The following is a 23628-nucleotide window of genomic DNA, read 5'->3' as shown; positions in this document are numbered from 1 at the left end:
ATTTATGCCCGCGGGTGATGCTTCATGTAGACCGAACGCAATCTTTCTTTAGAGACATGCGTATAAATTTGTGTCGTCGACAAATTCTCATGACCAAGTAGCTCCTGTACAGTACGTAAATCTGCCCCTTCATCTAACATGTGTGTAGCAAATGTATGCCTTAACATATGGGGACTTATCCGCATTGTCAGTGAAGCCTTCTTAATGAGTTCGTTTAATACATAACGTACCCCTCGACTTGTTAGCGGCGTGCCTTTCGCATTTAAAAATACCATATGAGAGTGCTCTTCAGTTTTGTGAGCTAACTGTTTTCTCCCGTTCTCTATATAAGTAATTAAAGCATCTTGCGCATAGCTTCCGAACGGAATATACCTTTGTTTTTTTCCTTTTCCCATTACTAAAATTGTTCCCACCGCGAAGTCAATATCGGTAAGTTGTAAATTGACACATTCACTCACACGGATTCCAGTCGCATACATCAACTCTAATAAAGCTTGATTCCTTTGACCTAGCGGCGTTTCCGTATCAGCAACTTCAAATAATTCCTCTAATTCTTCAGCATATAAAAACTTTGGGATTGACAATTCTTTTTTGGGGAGTGACGCAAGTGCAAACGGATTATCTTTCCGATAACCTTCACGCATCAAAAAACGATATAAACTTCGTAAGCTTGATACTTTTCTTGCGACAGATTTACGGGCTAACTTTTCATCGTGCAACGTCGTTAAGTACAAACGAACATCCGCGTATGTAACATCTAAAAAAGAGGATATGCCTTCTCGCTCCATAAATTGCACAAAATGTTCTAAATCATTTTGATAACTTGCAATTGTATATTTTGAATAATTTCTTTCAATTTGTAAATATCCAACGAATAATTGTAACAATTTCTTCACATTCACACAATTCACCTCAATAAAGGCTACTAAATCGTATCACAACTTAGTAGCCTTTGCAAGAAATTTAACTAAATATTTACAAAATTTTGAATTGTTTCTAAAGCGCGTGTTGCATATGCTTCATTTCGTTCTGCTTTCCTCTTAATTTTTTTCTCTAACGGTGCAAACAAACCGAAGTTTGCATTCATTGGCTGGAAGTTTTTCGCGTTTGTCGCAGTAATATAATTCGCCATACTTCCCATTGCAGTTACAGGCGGTAATACAACCGGTTCTTCACCTTTCACAAGTCGAGCAGCGTTAATACCCGCTAGTAATCCTGACGCCGCTGATTCAACATATCCCTCTACTCCAGTCATTTGACCAGCGAAGAATAAATCATCACGTTGTTTATATTGATATGTTGGACGAAGCAAGTTAGGTGAATTAATAAACGTATTACGATGCATTACACCATAACGTACAATCTCTGCGTTTTCCAGTCCTGGAATCAACTGTAACACTTCTTTTTGTGGTCCCCACTTTAAATGCGTTTGGAAACCTACGATATTGTATAACGTTCCTGCTGCATCATCTTGACGTAACTGAACAACAGCATATGGCGTTTTCCCTGTTTTCGGATCTTCTAATCCAACAGGTTTCATCGGTCCAAATACTAGCGTCTGTCTTCCTCTACTTGCCATAACTTCTACCGGCATACAACCTTCAAAGAAAATTTCTTTTTCAAATTCTTTTAAAGGTACTGTTTCAGCAGCAATTAAAGCCTCGTAAAAACGGTCAAATTCCTCTTCCGTCATTGGGCAGTTTAAATATGCAGCTTCACCTTTATCGTAACGAGACTTTAAATATACTTTATTCATATCAATGCTGTCTTTTTCAACAATCGGTGCTGCAGCATCATAGAAATAAAAATAATCTTCACCTGTTAATTCTTTTAATTGTGCAGCAAGATCAGGAGACGTAAGTGGACCTGTCGCGATAACAGTAGGTCCTTCTGGAATTTCAGTAATTTCTTCATTCATCACAGTTACGTTCGGATGGTTTTTCACATACTCCGTTACCTTTGCCGCAAATTCATGACGATCTACAGCTAAAGCCCCTCCTGCTGGTACAGAGCACTCATCAGCTGCACGAATAATAACAGAGTCCATTAAACGCATTTCTTCTTTAATAACACCAACAGCGTTTGTTAATGTGTTTGCGCGAAGCGAGTTACTGCATACTAACTCTGCAAATTTATCTGTGTGATGAGCTGGCGTTTGCCTTACTGGTCTCATTTCATATAATTTTACTTGGACACCACGTTTTGCAATTTGGTAAGCTGCTTCACTTCCTGCAAGACCTGCGCCAATGACGTTTACTACTTGTGTTGTCATATTTATCACCTTTCCTTTTCTTCCCGAAAAAAATGTGAGCAGTTACGCTCACATTTGTTGTTCTTCTTCATAATCACACGAAATACATTGTACTTGCACGCCTTTTTTCAACTTCTTCTCTACAAGCATTCCTTCGCACTTCGGACATTTACGACCAATTGGTTTATCCCAAGATACAAAGTCACACTCTGGATACGTACCGCATCCATAGAAAAGACGTTTCTTTTTATTACTACGGCGTTCAATAATTTGACCTTTATCACACTTCGGACAAGTAACACCGATTTCTTTCACAATCGGTTTTGTATTACGACAATCTGGGAAATTCGAACAAGCCATAAATTTCCCGTATTTACCCATTTTAAAGACCATTGGATGATCACACAATTCACAGTCTTCCCCAGCTGGTTCATCTTTAATTTCCACTTCACGCATTTCTTTTTCCGCTTTTTCTAAACGCGGTTCAAAGCCTACGTAGAAATCATCAACAATTTTTACCCAATTCGCATTTCCTTCTTCTACTTCATCAAGACTTTGCTCCATGTTAGCAGTAAATTCAATGTTAATAATTTCTGGGAAAAACTCTAAAATAAGTTCAATTACTATTTCACCAAGTTCAGTTGGAACGAAGCGTTTATTATCCAAACCTACGTATCCACGTTTTTGAATTGTTTCAAGTGTCGGTACGTAAGTCGATGGTCTTCCAATTCCAAGCTCTTCAAGTGTTCTTACTAGACGAGCCTCTGTATAGCGCGGCGGAGGTTGTGTAAAGTGTTGCTTCGGTTCTAAATCCTTCGAAAATACCGTTTCCCCTACTTCTAAAGGTGGCAACATTTTATCCTTTTCTTCAGCCCCGTCATCTTTCGACTCTACATACACTTTCATAAATCCTGGAAACTTTACAACCGATCCACTTGCACGGAACTGAACATTGTTATTAATGAGTCTAGCTGTCACAGTATCCATTATAGCAGACGCCATTTGACTTGCAACAAATCGCTCCCAAATCAGTTTATACAACCGAAGTTGATCCCGACTTAAGAAACTCTTTAGTTCCTCTGGCCTTCTCATTACCGAAGTAGGACGAATTGCCTCATGCGCATCTTGCGCGTTCGACTTTTTCGTTTCTTTCTTCTTTTCTGTCCCTATGTATTCCGCACCAAACGCCTCAGTAATGTAAGTACGCGCCTCTGTTTGAGCTGTTTCTGAGATACGTGTTGAGTCAGTTCTCATATACGTAATAAGACCTACAGTCCCTTGCTTTCCAAGATCTATCCCTTCATACAATTGCTGCGCGAGCATCATTGTTTTCTTTGCTCGCATGTTTAACTTACGAGCTGCCTCTTGTTGCAAGGAAGATGTTGTAAACGGTAATGCAGGATTACGTTTTCGCTCTTTTCGCGTTACATTTTCAACTGAAAACGCATTATCTTTCATCTGTTCAATTATTTCATTCACTTGCGTTTCATTCGTTAATTGAACTTTTTCACCATCTACACCGTAAAAACTTGCTTCGAATGTGTCTTTCCCTTTCACAAATTCTGTCTTAATTGTCCAGAATTCTTCAGGCTCAAAGATTTGAATTTCTTTTTCACGTTCGATAATTAAACGAACTGCTACAGATTGTACGCGTCCTGCACTTAATCCTTTTTTTACTTTCTTCCATAATAAAGGACTAATATTGTAACCAACAAGACGATCTAGTATACGCCTTGCTTGCTGTGCATCTACTAAATCCATATTAATCGCACGAGGATGTTTAAATGATTCTTTTATTGCATCTTTTGTAATCTCATTAAACACAACTCGGCAATCTGATTCAACGTCCACATTTAACGTATTGGCTAAATGCCAAGCAATCGCTTCCCCTTCGCGGTCTGGATCGGCCGCGAGATAGACTTTCTTTGCTTTTTTGGCCGCTGATTTTAAATCTTTTAAGACGGGACCTTTACCACGAATGGTAATATACTTCGGGGTGAAGTTGTTCTTTACTTCTATCCCCATTTGGCTTTTAGGTAAATCGCGAACGTGTCCCATAGACGCGACAACTTTGTATTTTTTCCCTAAATATTTCTCAATGGTCTTCGCCTTAGAAGGCGACTCCACGATTACGAGGTAATCTGACATGCTAGTGCCTCCTTAAGAGGTGGATTCAAGTCTTCATCAATCTTATTGATTTCTCTTGTTTTTGTCAATCAAGAATGAATATACCATACAGTGCCTATCTACCATTTGTCAATAATTGTTTAATAAAAACATAAAAATATAAGGTTAATTTAAAACTTCTTCCAAGATATCTTCTGCATTTCTTACTAGTTTTGCTCCTTGTTGAATGAGATGATTCGTTCCTGATGCACTATCTATAAATATAGGTCCAGGAAGTGCAAATACCTCTCTATTTTGCTCTAAAGCAAGGTCCGCAGTAATAAGTGTTCCACTTCTTGATTTCGCTTCTACAACTAAAACACCCTTACTTATACCACTAATAATCCGGTTCCTTTTTGGAAAATACCATTTTTTCGGTGCATAGTGCGGCGGATACTCTGTTAATAACAATATATATTCATTCCACGTTTCATATAAATGTCTATTCTCTTTTGGATACATATACGATAATCCATGTCCTAGTATTGCAATAGTCGGGCAATGCCGTCTTACTGTAATTTCATGAGACATTGTATCTATCCCTCTTGCAAACCCACTGACAATAAGCCATTCCCTTTCTAATAATGGGTGTAAAATAAATTTTAAACTCTCATGTCCATATAAAGTCGGTTCTCTCGTTCCAATAACCGCCAATTTATTCGATTTATTGAGAAAATATTTCTCTCCTTTTCCATATAACACAAAGGGGGGATCTTGTATTTCACGTAATAATTGTGGATAATCTTCATCCCATATAGTCATATAAAAAATTCGATTTTTCTCTAAATAAGATATATATTGCGGGAGATTTGAACTTTGAAGAAAATTTACTAATTCTGAAGATTTTTTCGAGGATATTCCAGTGTAGTATTCCATTTGTTTTGTATTAAAAGTGTATATTCCCTTCAATTCAGGATCGACATATAGTAGTCTTTCCATCGCCTTCCAATGATCTGCTAAAAAATAATGAAGATGTAATAATCGTTCTCTTTTCATCTTAATTCTCCTTACCCATAATTTTTATTATGTAAACAAAAAATGCGTAAAAAGACACCTTCAAGCAAGAAGGTGTCTTTCAACAGATTAGTAGTTTTTACAAGTCTCAAATAGACCTTTTTCTTTTAAGACAGAGATTAGCGTTTCGCCCATAACCGCTGGAGTTTCCGCTACTTTAATACCACAAGCTTCCATCGTTTTAATCTTTTCTGCAGCAGTTCCTTTACCACCAGAAATGATTGCACCAGCATGGCCCATACGTTTGCCAGCAGGCGCTGTTTGGCCACCAATGAAGCCTACAACAGGTTTTGTCATATTAGCTTTCACCCATTCAGCTGCCTCTTCTTCTGCTGTACCACCGATTTCACCAATCATAATTACAGCATGCGTTTCTTCATCTTCATTAAATGCTTTTAACGCATCAATAAAGTCCGTACCGTTAACTGGGTCCCCACCGATACCTACAGCAGTAGATTGGCCAATACCTTCTTGTGTTAACTGATGTACAGCCTCATACGTTAATGTACCAGAGCGAGATACGATACCTACATGGCCTTTTTTATGAATGTACCCTGGCATAATACCAATTTTGCATTCATCAGGCGTAATAACACCAGGACAGTTTGGTCCAAGTAAACGTGTATGTTTACCCGCCATATATCTCTTTACATTTACCATATCTAATACAGGAATTCCTTCAGTAATACATACTACTAAATCGATTTCTGCATCAACTGCTTCCATAATTGCATCAGCCGCAAAAGCGGGTGGAACGTATACAACCGAAGCATTTGCGCCTGTTGCCTTCACTGCATCTTCTACAGTATCAAATACTGGTACACCTTCAATATCAGTGCCACCTTTACCTGGCGTTACACCACCGACAATTTTCGTACCGTATTCAATCATTTGTTTTGTGTGGAATAAACCTTGAGAACCTGTAATACCTTGAACAATAACTTTTGTATCTTTATTAACTAATACGCTCATTTTTCTCCCCCGCTTTCTATTAGCCCACTAGTGAAACAATTTTTTGTGCACCGTCTGCCATAGATTCTGCTGCAACAATATTTAAGCCAGACTCATTTAAAATTTTCTTACCTAACTCGACGTTTGTACCTTCAAGACGCACAACTAAAGGCAATTCAAGACCTACTTGTTTCGTCGCTTCAATAACACCTTCTGCGATAACATCACACTTCATAATGCCACCAAAAATGTTAACGAAGATACCTTTTACATTTTTGTCAGAAAGGATAATTTTGAATGCTTCTGTAACTTTTTCAGCTGTTGCACCGCCACCAACATCTAAGAAGTTAGCTGGATCGCCATGGTAATGTTTAATGATATCCATTGTAGCCATCGCTAAACCTGCACCATTAACCATACAACCGATATTTCCATCTAAAGGAATGTAGTTTAAGTCATATTTAGAAGCTTCAATTTCTTTTGAATCTTCTTCATCAAGATCACGAAGTTCTAAAATGTCTTTATTGCGATATAAAGCATTAGAATCAAAGTTTAATTTCGCATCTAATGCCATAACTTTACCGTCACCTGTTGTAACAAGTGGATTGATCTCCGCGATTGAGCAATCTTTTTCGATAAACGCACGGTATAAGCCCATCATAAACTTCACAGCTTGTCCTACAAGCTCTTTTGGAATATTGATGTTAAACGCGATTCGGCGCGCTTGGAAGCCTTGTAAGCCTACTGCTGGATCAATATATTCTTTAAAGATCTTTTCAGGTGTTTGCTCTGCTACCTCTTCAATTTCTGTTCCACCTTCTTCAGATGCCATTAAAACAACTTGAGAAGTTGCACGATCTAAAACTAAACCAACATAATATTCTTTTTTAATATCGCAACCTTCTTCGATAAGTAAGCGTTTTACTTCCTTACCTTCAGGACCTGTTTGATGTGTCACAAGTGTAGTTCCTAAAATGCTCTCTGCATATGTACGAACTTCATCTAAATTTTTTGCAACTTTTACTCCGCCAGCTTTGCCGCGTCCACCAGCGTGAATTTGTGCTTTTACTACACATACATCCGTTCCTAATTCTTTCGCTACTTCTACAGCTTCTTCTACTGTAAATGCAACCTTCCCGTTCGGAACGCTAACCCCATAGCTTTTAAGGACTGCCTTACCTTGGTACTCATGGATATTCATGGTCCCATCCTCCCCTGTTTTCCTGTTTTACTCGAAAAGTTTTTTAATGTTTAAAAAACATTACATTGCCATTGTATAAGATGATTGGCACGCTGTCTACAATAAAGTGTCAGAAAACTGAAATCGCTTTATTCTTTTTTGAAAATAATAATGTTCATATACCAAAATAAAAAAATAAGCTGCATATTCGCAGCTTATTTTTGAATCGTATCTTTAATTGGTGCAAAAGATTTCCGATGTTCTTCTAATACTCCATGCGCTTCAATCGCTTCTAAATGTTGTTTTGTGCCATATCCCATATGTTGTTCAAATCCATATGCAGGATACTTTTCTCCAAGCTCTTTCATCATACGATCTCTCGTTACTTTCGCAATAATGGATGCAGCTGAAATAGAAATACTTTTCGCATCCCCTTTAATAATGGACGTTTGCGGAATTGGTGTAGGAAGTTTTATCGCATCAATTAATAAATGTTCTGGTGCACAAGATAAATTCGCAACAGCATCTAACATCGCTTGTTTCGTCGCTTGATAAATATTTATCTCATCAATAACTTGTGGTGATACAATTCCAACTCCAATTGCAATTGCTTGTGCTTTAATTTCATCATAAAAACGCTCTCGCTTCGCCTCACTCAGCTTTTTCGAGTCATTTAACCCTGGAATATAAAAATTTTCCGGAAGGACAACAGCTGCCGTCACGACAGGCCCAGCTAGCGGCCCACGCCCTACTTCATCTATACCGGCGATAAGTGCGAGCCCTTTTTCACGTAATGCGATCTCGTACTTGGACATTTCGAAAAACTTTTCTTTTTCTTTCTGCGCTAACTCTTTTTGTTTATGCCACTTCAAAATAAGCTTTTGTATTCCTTTTCGCTCGTCTTTCATTAATATTTGGAAGCGGTCGTCCTCCTCACTCATTATTTCATGCAGTAAACGTTCCGCTTCTTGAATAGTCACTTTTTGCATTCATGCCACTCCCTTTATATACAAAAAAGAAAAGACGTACAAACGCACGTCTTATACTTCTTCTACTTTTTCTGCATCTTCTGTCTGCTCTGCAAACTCTTCTGGTGTTTCAAACGTCATTTTTCCAAGTTTTCCACCACGAAGCTCACGAAGTACAAGCTCAGATGTTTTATCATAATCAATCATTCCGCCGCCCATTAAACAGCCTCTATTTTTTCCAATTGCATCGAATAACTCCACAATATCTTCTGGAATTTCATTTAAATTATATCGCTCTTTCAAACGTTCTGGGTAATGTTTCTCCATAAAACGTAAAGCGTAAACAGCAACATCTTGTAAATTTAAAATTGAATCTTTAATTGCGCCCGTTGTCGCTAATCGAAGACCCACTAATTGATCTTCAAATTTAGGCCATAAAATACCAGGTGTATCTAACAGTTCCATTTCCTTCCCAACTTTAATCCACTGTTGAGCTGTTGTCACACCAGGACGATCTCCTGTTTTAGCAATATTTTTCTTCGCTAACTTATTAATTAACGTAGATTTACCAACATTCGGTATACCTACAATTAATGCACGAATCGCTCTCGGTCTAATACCTTTTGCAACCATTTTATCAAATTTTTCTTTCACCAACACTTTACAAGCCGCTGCAATTTCCTTCATACCTTGTCCAGCTTGCGCGTTAATTGAAATTGCCATTTGGCCTTTTTCTTTAAAATATGCGATCCACTGCTTTGTTAATCGATCATCTGCCATATCCGCTTTATTTAAAACAACAAGCCTCGGCTTATGTGTAATAATCTCATCGATCATTGGATTTCGAGAAGATAAAGGTAATCGAGCATCTACAAGCTCAATTACAACATCAATTAACTTTAATTTTTCTGTTACTTGGCGTCTAGCCTTTGCCATATGTCCCGGGAACCATTGAATTACCATGTTGCCACCTTCTTTTTCTTTTATTTCACAATACGAGCATCTTTTAACGGCCAATATAGTATATTTGCTTTTCCAATCACTCGGTCCATTGAAATTGTACCAATCGAACGGCTATCTTTACTAAAACGACGATTATCGCCTAAAACAAATAATTGACCTTCTGGAACAGTTTTCTTCCCTGTCATTTCTTCAAGAGTAAAATCATATGTAAGCGGTCCGTCAGCAATTTGTTTTTTTTGCTTGTCTAAATACGGCTCCTCATAAGCCTTTCCGTTAACATATAGTTTATCATTACGATACTCTATTTCATCGCCTGGCAGGCCGATAATGCGCTTAATATAATCTTTATCTTCCGTCGCTTGGAATACGATAATATCAAATCGTTTCGGATCTCCTATGTGATAACCAATTTTATTGACAATCATTCGATCGCGATCATGTAAAGTAGACGCCATCGATACTCCATCTACGAGAATTGGAGCAAAGAAAAACTGTCTAATAACACCCGCTAATACAACAGCAATCAAAATTGCTTTGATCCATTCCCAAAGTGAACTCTTTTCTTTCTTCATGCATTTCCCCTCCACGATTATGTAAGCTGCTCGTATTATATCAAAATTTTATATAGATTGGAAAAAGGGAGCTTGTGTATTTACAAGCTCCCATACATGTCTTATCGAATTTCTTTAATACGTGCTTTTTTACCGCGAAGGTTACGTAAGTAGTATAACTTAGCACGACGTACTTTACCACGACGAAGTACTTCAAGTTTCGCGATTCTTGGCGTGTGAACTGGGAATGTACGCTCAACACCTACACCGTAAGAAATCTTACGAACTGTGAATGTTTCACTGATTCCGCCACCACGACGTTTAATTACAACACCTTCGAAAAGCTGAATTCTTTCACGAGTTCCCTCAACTACTTTTACGTGTACACGTAAAGTGTCTCCAGGACGGAATGAAGGAAGGTCAGTTTTTAATTGGCCTTGAGTAATTTCTGCGATTAATTGTTGCATATTAAATTCTCTCCTTTAAACAGATGCTCTTATAAAGTCTTAATAAATTACAGCGGAACATCGTTAATACGGCCACTGATTTCAGTAGCACAAGTGTTATAATAGCATATTGCTAGGACTGTTGCAATAGAAAATATATCAAGCCCTTACTTGTCTTCTTTAATTTGTTCCAGCCATTTCGCTTCTTGCTTAGATAATTCTCGTTCTTCCAGTAAATCCGGTCTACGCGTGTACGTACGACGTAGTGATTCTTTGTGTCGCCATTCATCAATATTTTTATGATTTCCTGACATTAGTACATCCGGTACCTTCATACCACGAAAATCAGCTGGACGTGTATAATGAGGATGTTCTAATAAACCTGTACTAAACGAATCCTCGACTTGTGAAGCATGATTTCCTAGCACTCCTGGGAGGAGACGCACGACACTATCCGTAATAACCATAGAGGCTAACTCTCCGCCGGTTAATACGTAGTCACCGATAGAAATTTCATCCGTTACGAGATGCTCACGAATTCGTTCATCGTACCCTTCATAATGACCACACACAAAAATAACATGCTCTTCTTCAGCAAGTTCTTCTGCCTTCTTCTGCGTAAAACGCTCTCCTTGTGGACACATTAGGACAACTCTCGGTTTACGGTCTGTTTCCTTCGTTAACTCTTCCACTGCATCAAAGATAGGCTGGGGGGTTAATACCATCCCAGCGCCACCACCATACGGATAATCATCTACGCTATTATGCTTACTCGTTGTATAATCGCGGAAATTGACAACACGAAGCTCTACCGCTTCTTTTTCTTGTGCTTTCTTTAAAATTGAAGATCCAAACACACCCGTAAACATATCTGGAAACAATGTTAAAATGTCAATTTTCATTATAATAGCCCTTCCATTACATGAATGGTTACTAATTTATTCTCAATGTTAACTTGAAGTACAACATCATCAATATAAGGAATTAATAGATCTTGACCTTTTGGACGTTTAATTACCCAAACATCATTTGCACCAGGAGATAAAATTTCTTTTATTGTTCCTAACGCTTCTCCTTCTTCCGTTACAACACTGCAACCAATAATTTCATGGTAGTAGTATTCGCCTTCAGCTAGTTCACCTAACTGCTCTTCTGGTACTTTTATTAAAGAACCTTTAAACTTCTCTGCTTCATCTACATTGTTGTATCCTTCAAATGTTAATAAATCAAATGTCTTATGTTGACGATGAGAAGTTACTTTCACTGGAAGGTAGTCTGTACTTTTCTCATTACTTATGTATAACGTGTTTCCTACTTTATATCGCTCTTCTGGAAAATCAGTACGAGAAATAACACGAATTTCTCCTCTTACGCCATGAGTATTTACAATTTTCCCTACGTTAAACCACTTTGTCATAAATAGTATGTCACCCCTGGTTTCTATATAAATTAAGCATCTCCATTTCACATATGGAACATGCAACTTCTCTTTAAATGTTAAAAAAGGGAGAGGAAATAACTCCTCGCCCTTTTTACGTTTATTGAATTTCCAGTGTTACTTTTTCATCATTATGATGTCCCACTGAATACAAGAGCATTCGAATTGCTTTCGCAACTTTCCCTTGCTTTCCAATGACTTTTCCAACATCCTCAGGATGTACAGTTAATCGATACTTTATCTCTCCGTTGTAAAGTTCCTGTGTAACTTTTACATCTTCAGGATGATCGACAAGAGGCTTGACAATCGTCTCGACTAACTTCTTCATAGTCATTGCCTCAATTACTTACCTTGTTTAGATAAGTGGAATTTCTCCATGATACCTTGGTTAGAGAATAAGTTACGAACTGTATCAGATGGTTTAGCACCATTTCCTAACCATTTTAATGCTGCTTCTTCGTTGATCTTAACTTCAGCTGGTTGAGCAACCGGATTGTAAGTACCGATTTCCTCAATGAAACGTCCGTCACGAGGAGAACGAGAATCTGCAACAACTACACGATAGAAAGGAGTTTTTTTAGCTCCCATACGTTTTAAACGAATTTTAACTGCCATTTATAAAGCACCTCCGAATTTATTTCACACAGATAATTATATTAGCAAAAAGACTATTGCTTTGTAAAGTATTTTTTCTTAACAGAGCCATCTTTTTTCCTTACATGAATGGAAACTTCAATCCACCTAGTCCTTTTTTCTTACCTTTTTGCATTCCCGTCATCGTTTTCATCATCTTTTTCATATCATCAAATTGCTTGATTAAACGATTGATTTCTTGTACCGTTGTACCGCTACCTTTGGCAATGCGCTTTTTGCGACTAGCATTGATTATTTCCGGTTGTTCTCGCTCTAATTTAGTCATAGAACGAATAATTGCCTCAATATGCCCAATTTGTTTTTCATCAACTTGCGCATTTTTCAGCCCTTTAATTTTATTTGCACCAGGAAGCATTCCTAACAATTCATCAAGCGGTCCAAGTTGACGCACTTGTCCAAGTTGTTCTAGGAAATCGTCAAGCGTAAACGAAAGCGTACGCATTTTTTGCTCAAGTTCTTTTGCTTTCTCTTCATCAACTGTAGCTTGCGCTTTTTCAATTAATGTTAAGACGTCTCCCATCCCTAAAATACGGGATGCCATACGCTCTGGATGGAACGCTTCAATCGCATCTAGTTTTTCACCCATACCAGCAAATTTAATCGGTGTATTTGTTACCGCCTTAATAGATAATGCCGCACCACCGCGCGTATCACCATCTAATTTCGTTAATACAACACCTGTTAAACCTAACTGTTCATGGAAACTTTGTGCAACATTTACCGCGTCTTGTCCCGTCATCGCATCGACAACAAGGAAAATTTCATCCGGTTTCGCAACTTCTTTCACTTTCGCTAATTCATCCATTAGTTCTTCATCAATATGCAGGCGACCTGCTGTATCAATTAAAACATAATCGTGATGATCTTCTTTTGCTTTTGCAATCGCTTGTTTCGCAATTTCAACAGGACTTACTTGATCTCCTAAAGAGAATACAGGCATGTCCAATTGCTTCCCTAATGTTTCAAGCTGTTTAATCGCTGCTGGACGGTAAATATCCGCTGCAACAAGCATTGGTTTACGATTATGCTTTTTACGAAGCAAATTCGCAAGCTTACCTGTCGTCGTTGTTTTACCCGCACCTTGCAGACCAACCATCATTATAACAGTCGGTGGCCTATTAGCAACAGCAATTTTACTTTGCTCTCCGCCCATAAGCTCTGTAAGTTCTTCCTGTACGACTTTAATTACTTGTTGTCCAGGTGTCAAACTTGTCATTACATCTTGTCCGACAGCACGTTCAGACACACGCTTTACAAAATCTTTTACTACTTTAAAGTTAACGTCCGCTTCTAAAAGAGCTAGACGAACTTCTCTCATCATTTCTTTCACATCGGCTTCAGAAACTTTTCCTTTGCCGCGGATTTTTTGCATTGTCTGTTGAAGTCGGTCGGCTAATCCTTCAAATGCCATATTGCCGCCCTCCTAATCTAATTTTTCGATAGCTTCAACAACTTGTTTCATTTCTTCATTCACATGCTCTTCTTCGCTGATTAGCTGTTTTAGCTTTGCAACAAGTCGCTGTCGCTCTTGAAACTTTTGAAGTAATACTAATTTATCTTCATATTCTTCAAGCATCGCTTCAGTCCGTTTAATGTTATCATACACGGCTTGGCGGCTTACATCAAATTCTTCCGCAATTTCACCAAGAGATAAATCATCTAGATAATAAAGCGACATATAACTTCTTTGTTTTTGCGTTAACAACGATTGATAAAAATCAAATAAATAGTTCATTCTCGTTGTTTTCTCGAGCATGTTGGATCATCCTTTGTTAAGTGATTTCCCTTTACATGAATTAGTTTACATGGAGTACAAAAGAGTGTCAAGTTTTTTTCTTAACATCACATATTTTTATAGAAAAAGAAGCGGAAAATGCCGCTTCTTTCACTTACACTTCTTCTGTTTCTACTAAGTTCGCAAATAAACCATACACATATTGTTCTGGATCAAACTGCTGCAAGTCATCCATTTGCTCTCCTAATCCAACGAATTTCACCGGTACATCCATTTCGTTACGAATCGCTAATACAATACCACCTTTAGCAGTTCCATCTAACTTCGTTAAAACAATACCAGTAACGTTCGTTGCTTCACGGAATGTCTTCGCTTGACTTAAACCGTTTTGTCCTGTTGTTGCATCAATAACAAGTAATACTTCGTGAGGAGCCCCCGGTACTTCACGCTCAATTACACGCTTCACTTTCTCTAACTCTTTCATTAAGTTTACTTTATTTTGTAAGCGTCCTGCTGTGTCACATAGTAATACGTCTACTTTACGTGCTTTCGCGGCTTGTACAGCGTCATACATAACCGCCGCTGGATCAGATCCTGACCCTTGTTTAATCACTTCTACACCAACGCGATCGCCCCATACTTCTAATTGTTCAATCGCTCCTGCGCGGAATGTATCTCCTGCCGCCAATAGGACAGACTTACCTTCTGATTTGAATTTATGTGCTAGTTTACCAATCGTCGTCGTTTTCCCTACGCCGTTAACACCGACAAATAAAACAACTGTTAATTGATCCTCTTGCATATTAATTTCGTTACTAAACTCACTGTCGCCTTTGTAAATTCCTACTAACTTTTCTGAAATAACAGCTTGTACTTCTTTTGGATCTTGGATGTTACGACGTTGCACTTCTTCTTTCAATTGATCAATTAATTCCATTACCGTCGAAACTCCGACATCTGCACCAATTAAAATTTCTTCTAATTCCTCAAAGAAATCTTCATCTACTTTACGATAACGATAAACTAAATCATTTACTTTATCTGCAAACGAATTTCTCGTTTTTTCTAATCCATGTTTAAATTTCTCTGTTACCGTATCTGTTTGTTTTGAAATTTTTTCTTTTAATTTTTTAAAAAAACTCATACTGTCCCATCCTTCCTAATTACTTGCAACTAGTTCTTCTCCATCATCTAAACGAACCGAAACAAGTTTAGATACCCCTGACTCTTGCATTGTTACACCGTACAATACGTCAGACTCTTCCATTGTACCTTTTCTATGTGTAATGACAATAAACTGTGTCTCATCACTAAATCTCTTTAAATACTGCGCAAAACGGGCAACATTCGCCTCATCAAGAGCCGCCTCTACCTCATCTAATACACAGAATGGGACTGGGCGCACTTTTAAAATACCGAATAACAGCGCAATTGCTGTTAAAGCACGCTCCCCACCAGAAAGTAAACCTAAGTTTTGCAGTTTCTTCCCTGGCGGTTGCGCTACAATATCAATACCAGTATTTAATAAGTCCTCTGGATTCGTCATGACTAAATCCGCTCTACCGCCTCCAAATAATTCAGAGAATACCGATTGAAACTCCATTCGAATTCCTTCAAACGTAGTAGAAAAACGTTTTTTCATTTCTTCATCCATTTCAGTAATAAGTTGGTGCAATGTCGCTTTCGCTTCTTCTAGGTCATCTTTTTGCTCTAGTAAGAATGTATGACGCTCTGCTACACGCTCATACTCTTCAATTGCCCCTAAGTTCACTGTGCCTAGCTCTTCGATGGATAATTTAATTAGTTTCACCTTTTTACGTGCATCCTCTGCAGGCATCATCATTGTATACTTCAGTTTTGCTGCTTCAAATGAAATCGTATATGTTTCACGTAAATGTTGTAATCTATTTTCTAACTCTACATCAAGTCGGTTTATTTTTACTTCTTGATTTTTCAGCATCTCAAGAATGTATTTATGTTTACCTGTTGTTTCTTTCAGATTACGTTCTAAATGTTCTACCCTCTCTTGTAACGATATGCGTTGTTCACGACGAGAGCGAATTAACTCTGAAGTTTGATTACGATCATATGCTTTCTTCTCAATCATATTCGTAATCTGTTCTTCACCACTTGAATTAGATGTCATTTCTTGTTTTAAGAATGCTAAATCCTCTTTCGTTTTGACAAGCGTTGCATCCGTTTCTTCTTTTTCCTTCGTCAATCGTTCAACTTTTTCTTTTTGATTAGATAAGCGTTGTTGCTTTTCAGCCGCCAACACTTTTAACTCAGTCATTTCTTTTTGCACTTTTTCTTTCGAAGAATGCTGCTCACTTTTTTGTTTTGTTAAAGCGACAATTTTGCTATCTAATTCCGTAATCTCCGCTTGAAGCGTTGCTAAAATCTTTTCTAGCTCTTCTTTACGCCCTTGTATCTTCACTTGATCTTGTAAGAATCCTTCAATCTCTAAATCGTAAATAGATAAACGATCATTAATACGATGTTCTTCTAATTCTAAGCGACTAATTTCTTCTCTTAATTTCTGTTCATCTACACGCTCTGCTTCTACATTTTGCCTTAGTTCCCGTATTTTCACTTCTTTTTCTTGAATCTCTTGCTTTACTGCTTTAACAAAGTTTTCTAACTTTGTCGTTTTTTCTTCCATATCAATTAACTTGTTCGTCCACTCTTCTAGCTCACGTTGACGTCCTAATAAAGAAGATTTCGCCTGTTTTACCGCTCCACCAGTCATAGAACCACCAGGGTTCACTACATCACCTTCGATTGTTACAATGCGATAACGGTATTGCAGTTGTTTCGCCAACTCATTCGCCCCACGTAAATCTTTCGCAACAATAACAGTACCTAATAAATTTGAAACTACATTTTCATATTTATTGTTATATTGCACAAGTTCTGCCGCCACACCTACAAACGATGGGTGTTGATTTACAATACGTAATTGTTCAAATGATAACGATCTACTTTTAATAACAGCTTGCGGTAAAAACGTTGCTCGTCCATGTTTATTTTGTTTTAAAAACGTAATTGCATTACGAGCATGTTCTTCTTTTTGTACGACAATATGCTGCATCGCTGCACCTAGAGCAATTTCCATTGCAATTTCATATTCTTTCGGTACCGTTAGCAGTTCTGCAACAGCACCCTCGATACCTTGCAACCTATCTTCTCTAGCTTTTAACACTTCACGTACCCCTTGATAGAAACCAGAGTAATCCTCTTGCATCTCTTCTAGCATTTCTTTTCGAGAACGTGCCTGTTGTACAAATTGATACGCTTGATACAGTTTTGTTTCATTTTCACTATACTGCGTCTTGCATTTCCCAAGTGCCGCTTCTGTCTTTTGTATATTCGAAAGGATACCAGCTACTTTTTCTTTCACTTGTTCATAACTTTCCACAAGTTTCGTCTTTTTCGCTGTAATTTCCATGCGTATTTCTACATATTTCGCATTTTCTTCATCGAGGCGTTCATTTTTTGAGTTTTGTTGTTTAGATTGTTCTTCAATCATAGATAACTCATTACGATGACTAGCTTGTTGATTTAAAAGTTCAATATAGTCACCTTTTAAATTCTCAATTTGTTCCTCTAAATTGTCAGCAAAAGTTGCAAGCAGTAGCTCATTATCATGCAATTTTGTCTCCAACTCTTTTACTTGATTTACAAATTGCATCAACACTTCTGTACTGGATTCAATTTCACCATCATAACTTGTAGCTTTCTCTGTTAATTCAACAATTAACTGTTCGAGTTGTGCACAATGCGTCGTTGCATTTTGTTTTCTCTCTTTTAATAACTCACGCTGTCCTTCTAACTTTTCTAGCTCTTTACTAGAAAGAAGCAGCACTTCTTGTAAGGAATCTACAGACTCATCTACTGCTTGTAATTGTCCTCGTAATTCCTCAAGCTCTTCTTCACCTTTTTGTAAATGCGTTGACATTTTAGCTTCTTCGTTTTTATTATGCCCAAACTGATTTCGAAGCGCTTCCCATTTCTCATGTAATTCTTCAATTTCATGTACAATAAGCGCCGCTTCTACTTTCTCTAATTCTTCTTTTTTCTCGAGATAATCTTTCGCAATAGAAGCTTGTCTTTCTAAAGGTTCTACTTGACTACTTAATTCGTGAATGATATCTTGTACACGATTTAAGTTTTCTTGTGTGTCTGCTAATTTCACTTCAGCTTTCTTTTTACGAAGTTTGTATTTCAGCACTCCCGCAGCTTCTTCAAATACACCACGACGTTCTTCTGATTTACTACTTAAAATCTCTTCAACTTTCCCCTGGCTAATAATCGAAAAAGCTTCTCTTCCCATACCAGAGTCCATAAATAAATCGATAATATCTTTCAATCTACATGATTGTTTATTAATATAAAAATCACTATCACCAGAACGAGATACACGACGCGTTACACACACCTCATTATATTCAATCGGTAAACGTTGATCTTCATTATTTAAAGTTATTGTTACTTCAGCAACATTAACTGCTCTTCTCGTATCACTGCCTGCAAAAATAATATCCTCCATCTTTGCACCACGTAATGATTTTGCAGATTGTTCACCAAGTACCCAGCGAATCGCATCAGTAATATTACTTTTCCCACTTCCATTTGGTCCTACTACGGAAGTTACACCTGGGACAAAATCAACAGACACACGCTCAGCAAAAGACTTAAACCCTGCTATTTCTAATCTTTTTAAAAACACGAAAGGCCTTCCTCCTATTCTCCGTTGTTATAACTGTTGTCTATACAAAAACAAGCTATTATACGGATTTCCCTTCCCTTTATTCACAAACAAAAAGAAAGTTTCATTCTATGCATAAGGAATCCCCCTCATTCAAAGGGGGATTCCTTATAGTTGTTCTTTTAATTTTTTCAATGCTTCTGCAGCAGCTTGTTGCTCTGCTTCTTTTTTCGACTTGCCACTACCAAGACCTAAAGCCACGTTATTTAACGTAACACGTGACACAAATTCTCGATTATGGGCCGGTCCTTTTTCCTGCAAAATTTGATACTCAATATTGCCACTACCATCACGCTGAATCAACTCTTGTAATTGACTCTTATAATCCATCACATGAGAAAAAGCACCTTCATTAATTTTAGGGTATACAATTTCTTTTAAGAAGCCCCATACTGTTTCTAACCCTTGATCAAGATAAAGGGCACCAATAAACGCTTCAAAGACATCCGCTAATAAAGCTGGTCGTTCACGTCCACCTGTCATTTCCTCACCTTTTCCTAATAAAACAAGGCTACCAAATGACAACTCGTTTGCAAAACGAACAAGAGATGGTTCACATACAATAGCTGCACGTAGTTTCGTTAACTCTCCTTCGCTCATTGTCGGATATTTTTGAAACAGATACTGTGACACAGTAAGTTCCAATACTGCATCTCCAAGGAATTCGAGACGCTCATTGTCTTCATGCGGTTTTTTTCGATGCTCATTCACATACGATGAATGCGTAAATGCTTGAATCAATAATTTTTCATCTGAAAACGTAATACCTATCTCTTCTTGAAATACTTTAAACGCTTCACGATATTTTGTTTCGTATTTTTTTTCTCTATGTTTTCGGTACGGCATAGGTCCCTCCAGATATAAGCCGAGAAGCCCCGCTAAAAAACGGGACTTCACTTAAGCATTATAGATGACTCTCTATGTAAGTCACAGCATCGCCAACAGTAGCAATCTTTTCAGCATCTTCATCAGAAATTTCCATTTCGAATTCATCTTCCAATTGCATTACAAGTTCTACTACATCTAGGGAGTCTGCGCCTAAATCTTCTTTAAAGCTCGCAGCTGGTACTACTTCAGTTTCTTCTACACCTAAACGATCAACGATGATTTTTGTTACACGCTCTAAAACATCTGCCATTCCATTCACCTCCCCTCAAATATTATATTAAATATTGGCCAAAAAAACTAGTTGAAATCAATTCTTTTATTACATTACCATTCCGCCATCAACATTTAACGTTTGCCCTGTAATATATTTGCTTTGATCAGAAGCAAAAAACGTTACAGTATTTGCGATATCTTGCGCTTCACCAAACTGAGCTGCAGGAATTAACTTTAACATTTCGGCTTTTATATTTTCATCTAATATATCCGTCATATCAGTCGCAATAAAACCTGGAGCAATTGCATTTACAGTAATATTACGGCTCGCTAATTCTTTTGCTGATGTTTTTGTTAATCCAATTACACCCGCTTTAGCAGCAACATAGTTTGCTTGTCCTGGATTACCTGTCACTCCAACAACAGAAGCGATATTAATAATACGTCCATGACGCTGGCGCATCATGTATCGAGATACTGCCTTCGTACATAAGAATACACCTTTTAGGTTTGTATTAATAACTGTATCCCATTCTTCTTCTTTCATACGCATTAATAAATTATCTTTTGTTACACCTGCATTATTTACAAGAATATCAACTTGTCCAAATGTATCTACAGTTTGTTTCACCATATTTGTAACGTCTTCAGCCTTTGCAACATCTGCTCTTACTGCAATTGCATCCGAACCTAATTTCTTTATTTCATCAACTACTTCATTCGCCTTTTGCTCATTACCAGCATAATTTACTACAACATTTGCCCCTTGTTTCGCTAAATCAATCGCAATCGCACGACCAATTCCACGTGAAGCGCCAGTTACTAATGCTACTTTCCCTTTTAACATCAGTTTTCTCCTCTCAAATTTGAAATGGTATCTTTTAATGTCTCTTCATCGTATATCGCATATGCTTTCACTGATGAATCAATTGACTTCATAAGTCCAGCAAGTACTTTCCCAGGTCCAATCTCAATAAATGTATCTACCCCTTGATTCACCATGTTTTCAATGGACGGGTACCATAAGACAGGCGAATAGAGCTGTTCAATTAGCTTTTCTTGAATAAGTGCACCATTTGTAATAACGTCTGCTGTTACATTTGCGATAACAGGAATATTCGTATCTTGAATTGTAATTTCTTTTAAGACACTTTGGAACTTCTCCGCTGCTGGCTTCATAAGCGAAGAGTGGAACGGTCCACTTACCTTAAGCGGAATTGCTCTCTTTGCACCATTTTCTTTCGCTCTTTGAGAAGCAATCTCAACTCCTTGCTTTGTTCCAGAAATCACAATTTGCTTCGTACTATTCATATTAGCGATTTGCACTGCATATCCTTCACTTGTTACTTCTTCTGTAACTTGTTTCAGCATATGTGGATCAGCACCTAAAATAGCCGCCATTGCACCTTCTCCACCAGGAACAGCTTCTTCCATATATTCCCCACGTTTTCTTACAGCATATACAGCGTCTTCAAAAGTTATTGCACCCGCTGCTACAAGAGCGCTATATTCACCTAAACTATGCCCTGCAACAAAGTCTGGTGTAATATCATACTCTTTCAAAGCTGTCAAAATAGCAAAACTCGTTGTTAATAAGGCCGGCTGTGCATTTGTCGTTAACGTAAGCTTTTCCTGCGGCCCTTCAAAAATCACTTCTGAAAGTGAATCTTGCAACACCTCATCTGCTTTCGCAAACACATTTGCAACCCCTTTATTATTCTCCGCTAACTGTTTACCCATTCCAACTGCCTGTGAACCTTGGCCCGGAAAAAGAAATGCTAGTTTTCCCATTTCAAATCCTCCTCTTATTGGAGTGGCTCTTTCTCCATTACGCTTGAAATAGTAGGAATAACTTCTTTCGCTACCATTTCTCTCGTTTGACGAATCGCACTAAATATTGATTGGTCATTGGAAGAACCGTGAGCCTTAATGACTGGAGCTTTCAATCCAAATAATGCCGCTCCTCCATACTCCGAATAATCCATTTTATCTTTTAATACCATAAGTTTTGGCTTTAATACCGCTGCTGCTAATTTGCTCGTAAACGAACTCATTAACTGCTCTTTTAACATAGAAAATAACGCAAGTGCTGTTCCTTCTAATGATTTTAGCGCTACATTCCCTGTAAAACCATCACATACAACAACATCTGCTACACCTTGCAATAAATCTCTTGATTCAACGTTCCCAACGAAATTAATTGGGGCATCCTTAAGCATTGCAAAGACTTGTTTTGAAAGCTCGTTCCCTTTGCCATCCTCTGTTCCAACGTTCAAAAGTCCAACGCGAGGATTTTTAATTCCTCTTACTTTCTCAGCGTATACAGATCCCATTACTGCATATTGATATAAATGAATTGGTTTTGCATCAACGTTCGCTCCAACATCTAACATAACAAAACCTTCTCCATCAACCGTTGGCATTGTAGGGGATAAAGCTGGTCGCTCAATCCCTTCCATACGACCTACAACGAACAATCCAGCCGCCATTAAAGCTCCTGTACTACCAGCTGATATACAAGCATCCGCTACGCCGTCTTTCACTTGCTGCGCTGCTAGTACCATTGAGGCTTGTTTTTTTCGACGAACCGCTCTTACTGGTTCATCTGTCGATTCGATTTTTTCATCTGTATGAAGTATAGTAATTCGTTCTTCACTCGTTAAGTATTGACGAATTTCCTCTTCTTTCCCTACTAACGTAATATGTAAATCAGAATATTCCTTAATAGCTTTCATTGCTCCTAATACGACAGCCTTTGGAGCATGATCGCCGCCCATTGCATCTATTGCGATTTTCATAAGTTGTTACCTTCCTCACTATAATTACTAGATCGATACATTTCAAAAGTGCCTGTAAAAACAAGTTCTTCTCCAACAAAGCTACGCACTTTGACAACGGTCCGTCCTTTATCATTCTCTACATCTTCAACGCGCGCTTTTGCAACAACACGCTCTCCTAATTTTACAGGACGAATGTATCGAATGGTAGACTTTGCAGTTAAAGCTAATTCTTCATCAATAACCGCAACAGCTAGTGAGTTTGCTTGTGCAAACAAATGATGCCCACGGGCAATCTGATTTCTTTTAAATACGTGTTCTACCTTCACTTCAAAGATAGAAATCGCATGTCTATCTAATTCTATATCGATAATTTCTCCGACAACCTCTTCTAACGGTAAAGATTTCACATCTTCTTCATGTTGCTTTGTAGCTACATGTTTAATTCTTTCTCTTAATTCAGGAATAGATAATTCCATACGGTCAAGACGTACGGTTTGTATACTCACTTGAAATTTTTCTGCTAAATCTTCATCCGTAATAAAAGGATTCGTTTCTATTGTTTGTTGTAATAATTCTTGTCTTTCTTTTTTACTTCTTCTTTTTTTCATACCGCACCATCCATTTTTATGACTAGGTACTAACAGTAGTATATAATCATTAAA

Annotated in this window: 24 protein-coding genes; all 24 read right to left on the bottom strand. The window is 37.8% G+C overall.

Annotation, left to right across the window (positions count from 1 at the left end; translation table 11 throughout):
• Positions 1–2 precede the first annotated feature (2 nt).
• Positions 3–902 carry a tyrosine recombinase XerC gene (gene xerC / locus DN389_RS08850; protein ID WP_001101235.1) on the bottom strand — a complete coding sequence of 300 codons (900 nt, stop codon included), beginning with the start codon at positions 900–902 and terminating at the stop codon, positions 3–5.
• A 65-nt stretch (positions 903–967) separates the two neighbouring features.
• Positions 968–2272, bottom strand: coding sequence for an FADH(2)-oxidizing methylenetetrahydrofolate--tRNA-(uracil(54)-C(5))-methyltransferase TrmFO (gene trmFO / locus DN389_RS08845; RefSeq protein WP_000211996.1), 1305 nt, complete (start codon positions 2270–2272; stop codon positions 968–970).
• 48 nt (positions 2273–2320) lie between these two features.
• Complete coding sequence (topA, locus tag DN389_RS08840) at positions 2321–4399, bottom strand: type I DNA topoisomerase (RefSeq protein WP_001286953.1); 2079 nt, start codon at positions 4397–4399, stop codon at positions 2321–2323.
• Between the two features lie 144 nt (positions 4400–4543).
• Positions 4544–5413, bottom strand: a complete 870-nt coding sequence (gene dprA / locus DN389_RS08835) for a DNA-processing protein DprA (protein WP_088123296.1) — start codon at positions 5411–5413, stop codon at positions 4544–4546.
• A gap of 87 nt (positions 5414–5500) precedes the next feature.
• Positions 5501–6403, bottom strand: coding sequence for a succinate--CoA ligase subunit alpha (sucD, locus tag DN389_RS08830; RefSeq protein ID WP_000115178.1), 903 nt, complete (start codon positions 6401–6403; stop codon positions 5501–5503).
• Positions 6404–6422: 19 nt separating this feature from the next.
• On the bottom strand, positions 6423–7583 hold the full coding sequence (gene sucC / locus DN389_RS08825) for an ADP-forming succinate--CoA ligase subunit beta (protein WP_088023164.1): 1161 nt from the start codon (positions 7581–7583) through the stop codon (positions 6423–6425).
• Positions 7584–7777: 194 nt separating this feature from the next.
• Complete coding sequence (locus DN389_RS08820; protein WP_098802323.1) at positions 7778–8551, bottom strand: ribonuclease HII; 774 nt, start codon at positions 8549–8551, stop codon at positions 7778–7780.
• A 51-nt stretch (positions 8552–8602) separates the two neighbouring features.
• Positions 8603–9493, bottom strand: a complete 891-nt coding sequence (ylqF, locus tag DN389_RS08815; protein ID WP_000236709.1) for a ribosome biogenesis GTPase YlqF — start codon at positions 9491–9493, stop codon at positions 8603–8605.
• 20 nt (positions 9494–9513) lie between these two features.
• On the bottom strand, positions 9514–10065 hold the full coding sequence (lepB, locus tag DN389_RS08810) for a signal peptidase I (RefSeq protein WP_149237021.1): 552 nt from the start codon (positions 10063–10065) through the stop codon (positions 9514–9516).
• A 101-nt stretch (positions 10066–10166) separates the two neighbouring features.
• Positions 10167–10511: a 50S ribosomal protein L19 gene (rplS, locus tag DN389_RS08805; protein WP_001186518.1), complete on the bottom strand. Its 345-nt coding sequence runs from the start codon at positions 10509–10511 to the stop codon at positions 10167–10169.
• A 146-nt stretch (positions 10512–10657) separates the two neighbouring features.
• Positions 10658–11392 carry a tRNA (guanosine(37)-N1)-methyltransferase TrmD gene (gene trmD / locus DN389_RS08800; protein ID WP_000686894.1) on the bottom strand — a complete coding sequence of 245 codons (735 nt, stop codon included), beginning with the start codon at positions 11390–11392 and terminating at the stop codon, positions 10658–10660.
• A complete protein-coding gene (rimM, locus tag DN389_RS08795; protein ID WP_000170282.1) occupies positions 11392–11907 on the bottom strand; it encodes a ribosome maturation factor RimM in 516 nt (171 codons plus the stop codon). Before rimM ends, trmD begins: the two co-directional genes overlap by 1 nt.
• A 121-nt stretch (positions 11908–12028) precedes the next feature.
• On the bottom strand, positions 12029–12256 hold the full coding sequence (locus DN389_RS08790) for a KH domain-containing protein (RefSeq protein WP_000737397.1): 228 nt from the start codon (positions 12254–12256) through the stop codon (positions 12029–12031).
• A 14-nt stretch (positions 12257–12270) separates the two neighbouring features.
• Positions 12271–12543, bottom strand: a complete 273-nt coding sequence (gene rpsP, locus DN389_RS08785) for a 30S ribosomal protein S16 (protein WP_000268750.1) — start codon at positions 12541–12543, stop codon at positions 12271–12273.
• 100 nt (positions 12544–12643) lie between these two features.
• Positions 12644–13993: a signal recognition particle protein gene (ffh, locus tag DN389_RS08780; RefSeq protein ID WP_000863466.1), complete on the bottom strand. Its 1350-nt coding sequence runs from the start codon at positions 13991–13993 to the stop codon at positions 12644–12646.
• A gap of 12 nt (positions 13994–14005) precedes the next feature.
• Positions 14006–14338 carry a putative DNA-binding protein gene (locus DN389_RS08775; protein ID WP_000891061.1) on the bottom strand — a complete coding sequence of 111 codons (333 nt, stop codon included), beginning with the start codon at positions 14336–14338 and terminating at the stop codon, positions 14006–14008.
• Between the two features lie 133 nt (positions 14339–14471).
• The gene (gene ftsY, locus DN389_RS08770; RefSeq protein ID WP_000007644.1) at positions 14472–15461 is read right to left on the bottom strand and encodes a signal recognition particle-docking protein FtsY; all 990 of its coding nucleotides are present in this window, start codon (positions 15459–15461) and stop codon (positions 14472–14474) included.
• Positions 15462–15476: 15 nt separating this feature from the next.
• Positions 15477–19046 (bottom strand): chromosome segregation protein SMC, encoded by a 3570-nt coding sequence (gene smc / locus DN389_RS08765; protein WP_060488425.1) that lies wholly within the window; start codon positions 19044–19046, stop codon positions 15477–15479.
• 147 nt (positions 19047–19193) lie between these two features.
• Entirely contained in the window at positions 19194–19931 is a 738-nt protein-coding gene (gene rncS, locus DN389_RS08760; protein ID WP_001146867.1) for a ribonuclease III, read from the bottom strand.
• A gap of 58 nt (positions 19932–19989) precedes the next feature.
• Positions 19990–20223 (bottom strand): acyl carrier protein, encoded by a 234-nt coding sequence (acpP, locus tag DN389_RS08755; protein ID WP_000786062.1) that lies wholly within the window; start codon positions 20221–20223, stop codon positions 19990–19992.
• Positions 20224–20292: 69 nt separating this feature from the next.
• The gene (fabG, locus tag DN389_RS08750) at positions 20293–21033 is read right to left on the bottom strand and encodes a 3-oxoacyl-[acyl-carrier-protein] reductase (protein WP_098189990.1); all 741 of its coding nucleotides are present in this window, start codon (positions 21031–21033) and stop codon (positions 20293–20295) included.
• A complete protein-coding gene (gene fabD / locus DN389_RS08745) occupies positions 21033–21977 on the bottom strand; it encodes an ACP S-malonyltransferase (RefSeq protein WP_098189989.1) in 945 nt (314 codons plus the stop codon). The genes fabG and fabD overlap by 1 nt, the downstream gene beginning before the upstream one ends.
• A gap of 14 nt (positions 21978–21991) precedes the next feature.
• Entirely contained in the window at positions 21992–22984 is a 993-nt protein-coding gene (gene plsX, locus DN389_RS08740) for a phosphate acyltransferase PlsX (protein ID WP_000684108.1), read from the bottom strand.
• Positions 22981–23574, bottom strand: coding sequence for a transcription factor FapR (gene fapR, locus DN389_RS08735; RefSeq protein WP_000747352.1), 594 nt, complete (start codon positions 23572–23574; stop codon positions 22981–22983). The genes plsX and fapR overlap by 4 nt, the downstream gene beginning before the upstream one ends.
• Positions 23575–23628: the final 54 nt, after the last annotated feature.

The organism is Bacillus sp. AY3-1 (genome assembly GCF_008368785.1).
Lineage (GTDB): Bacteria > Bacillota > Bacilli > Bacillales > Bacillaceae_G > Bacillus_A > Bacillus_A wiedmannii.
Note: the sequence above shows the minus strand (reverse complement) of the source record. Positions and strands in the feature narration are given on the sequence as shown.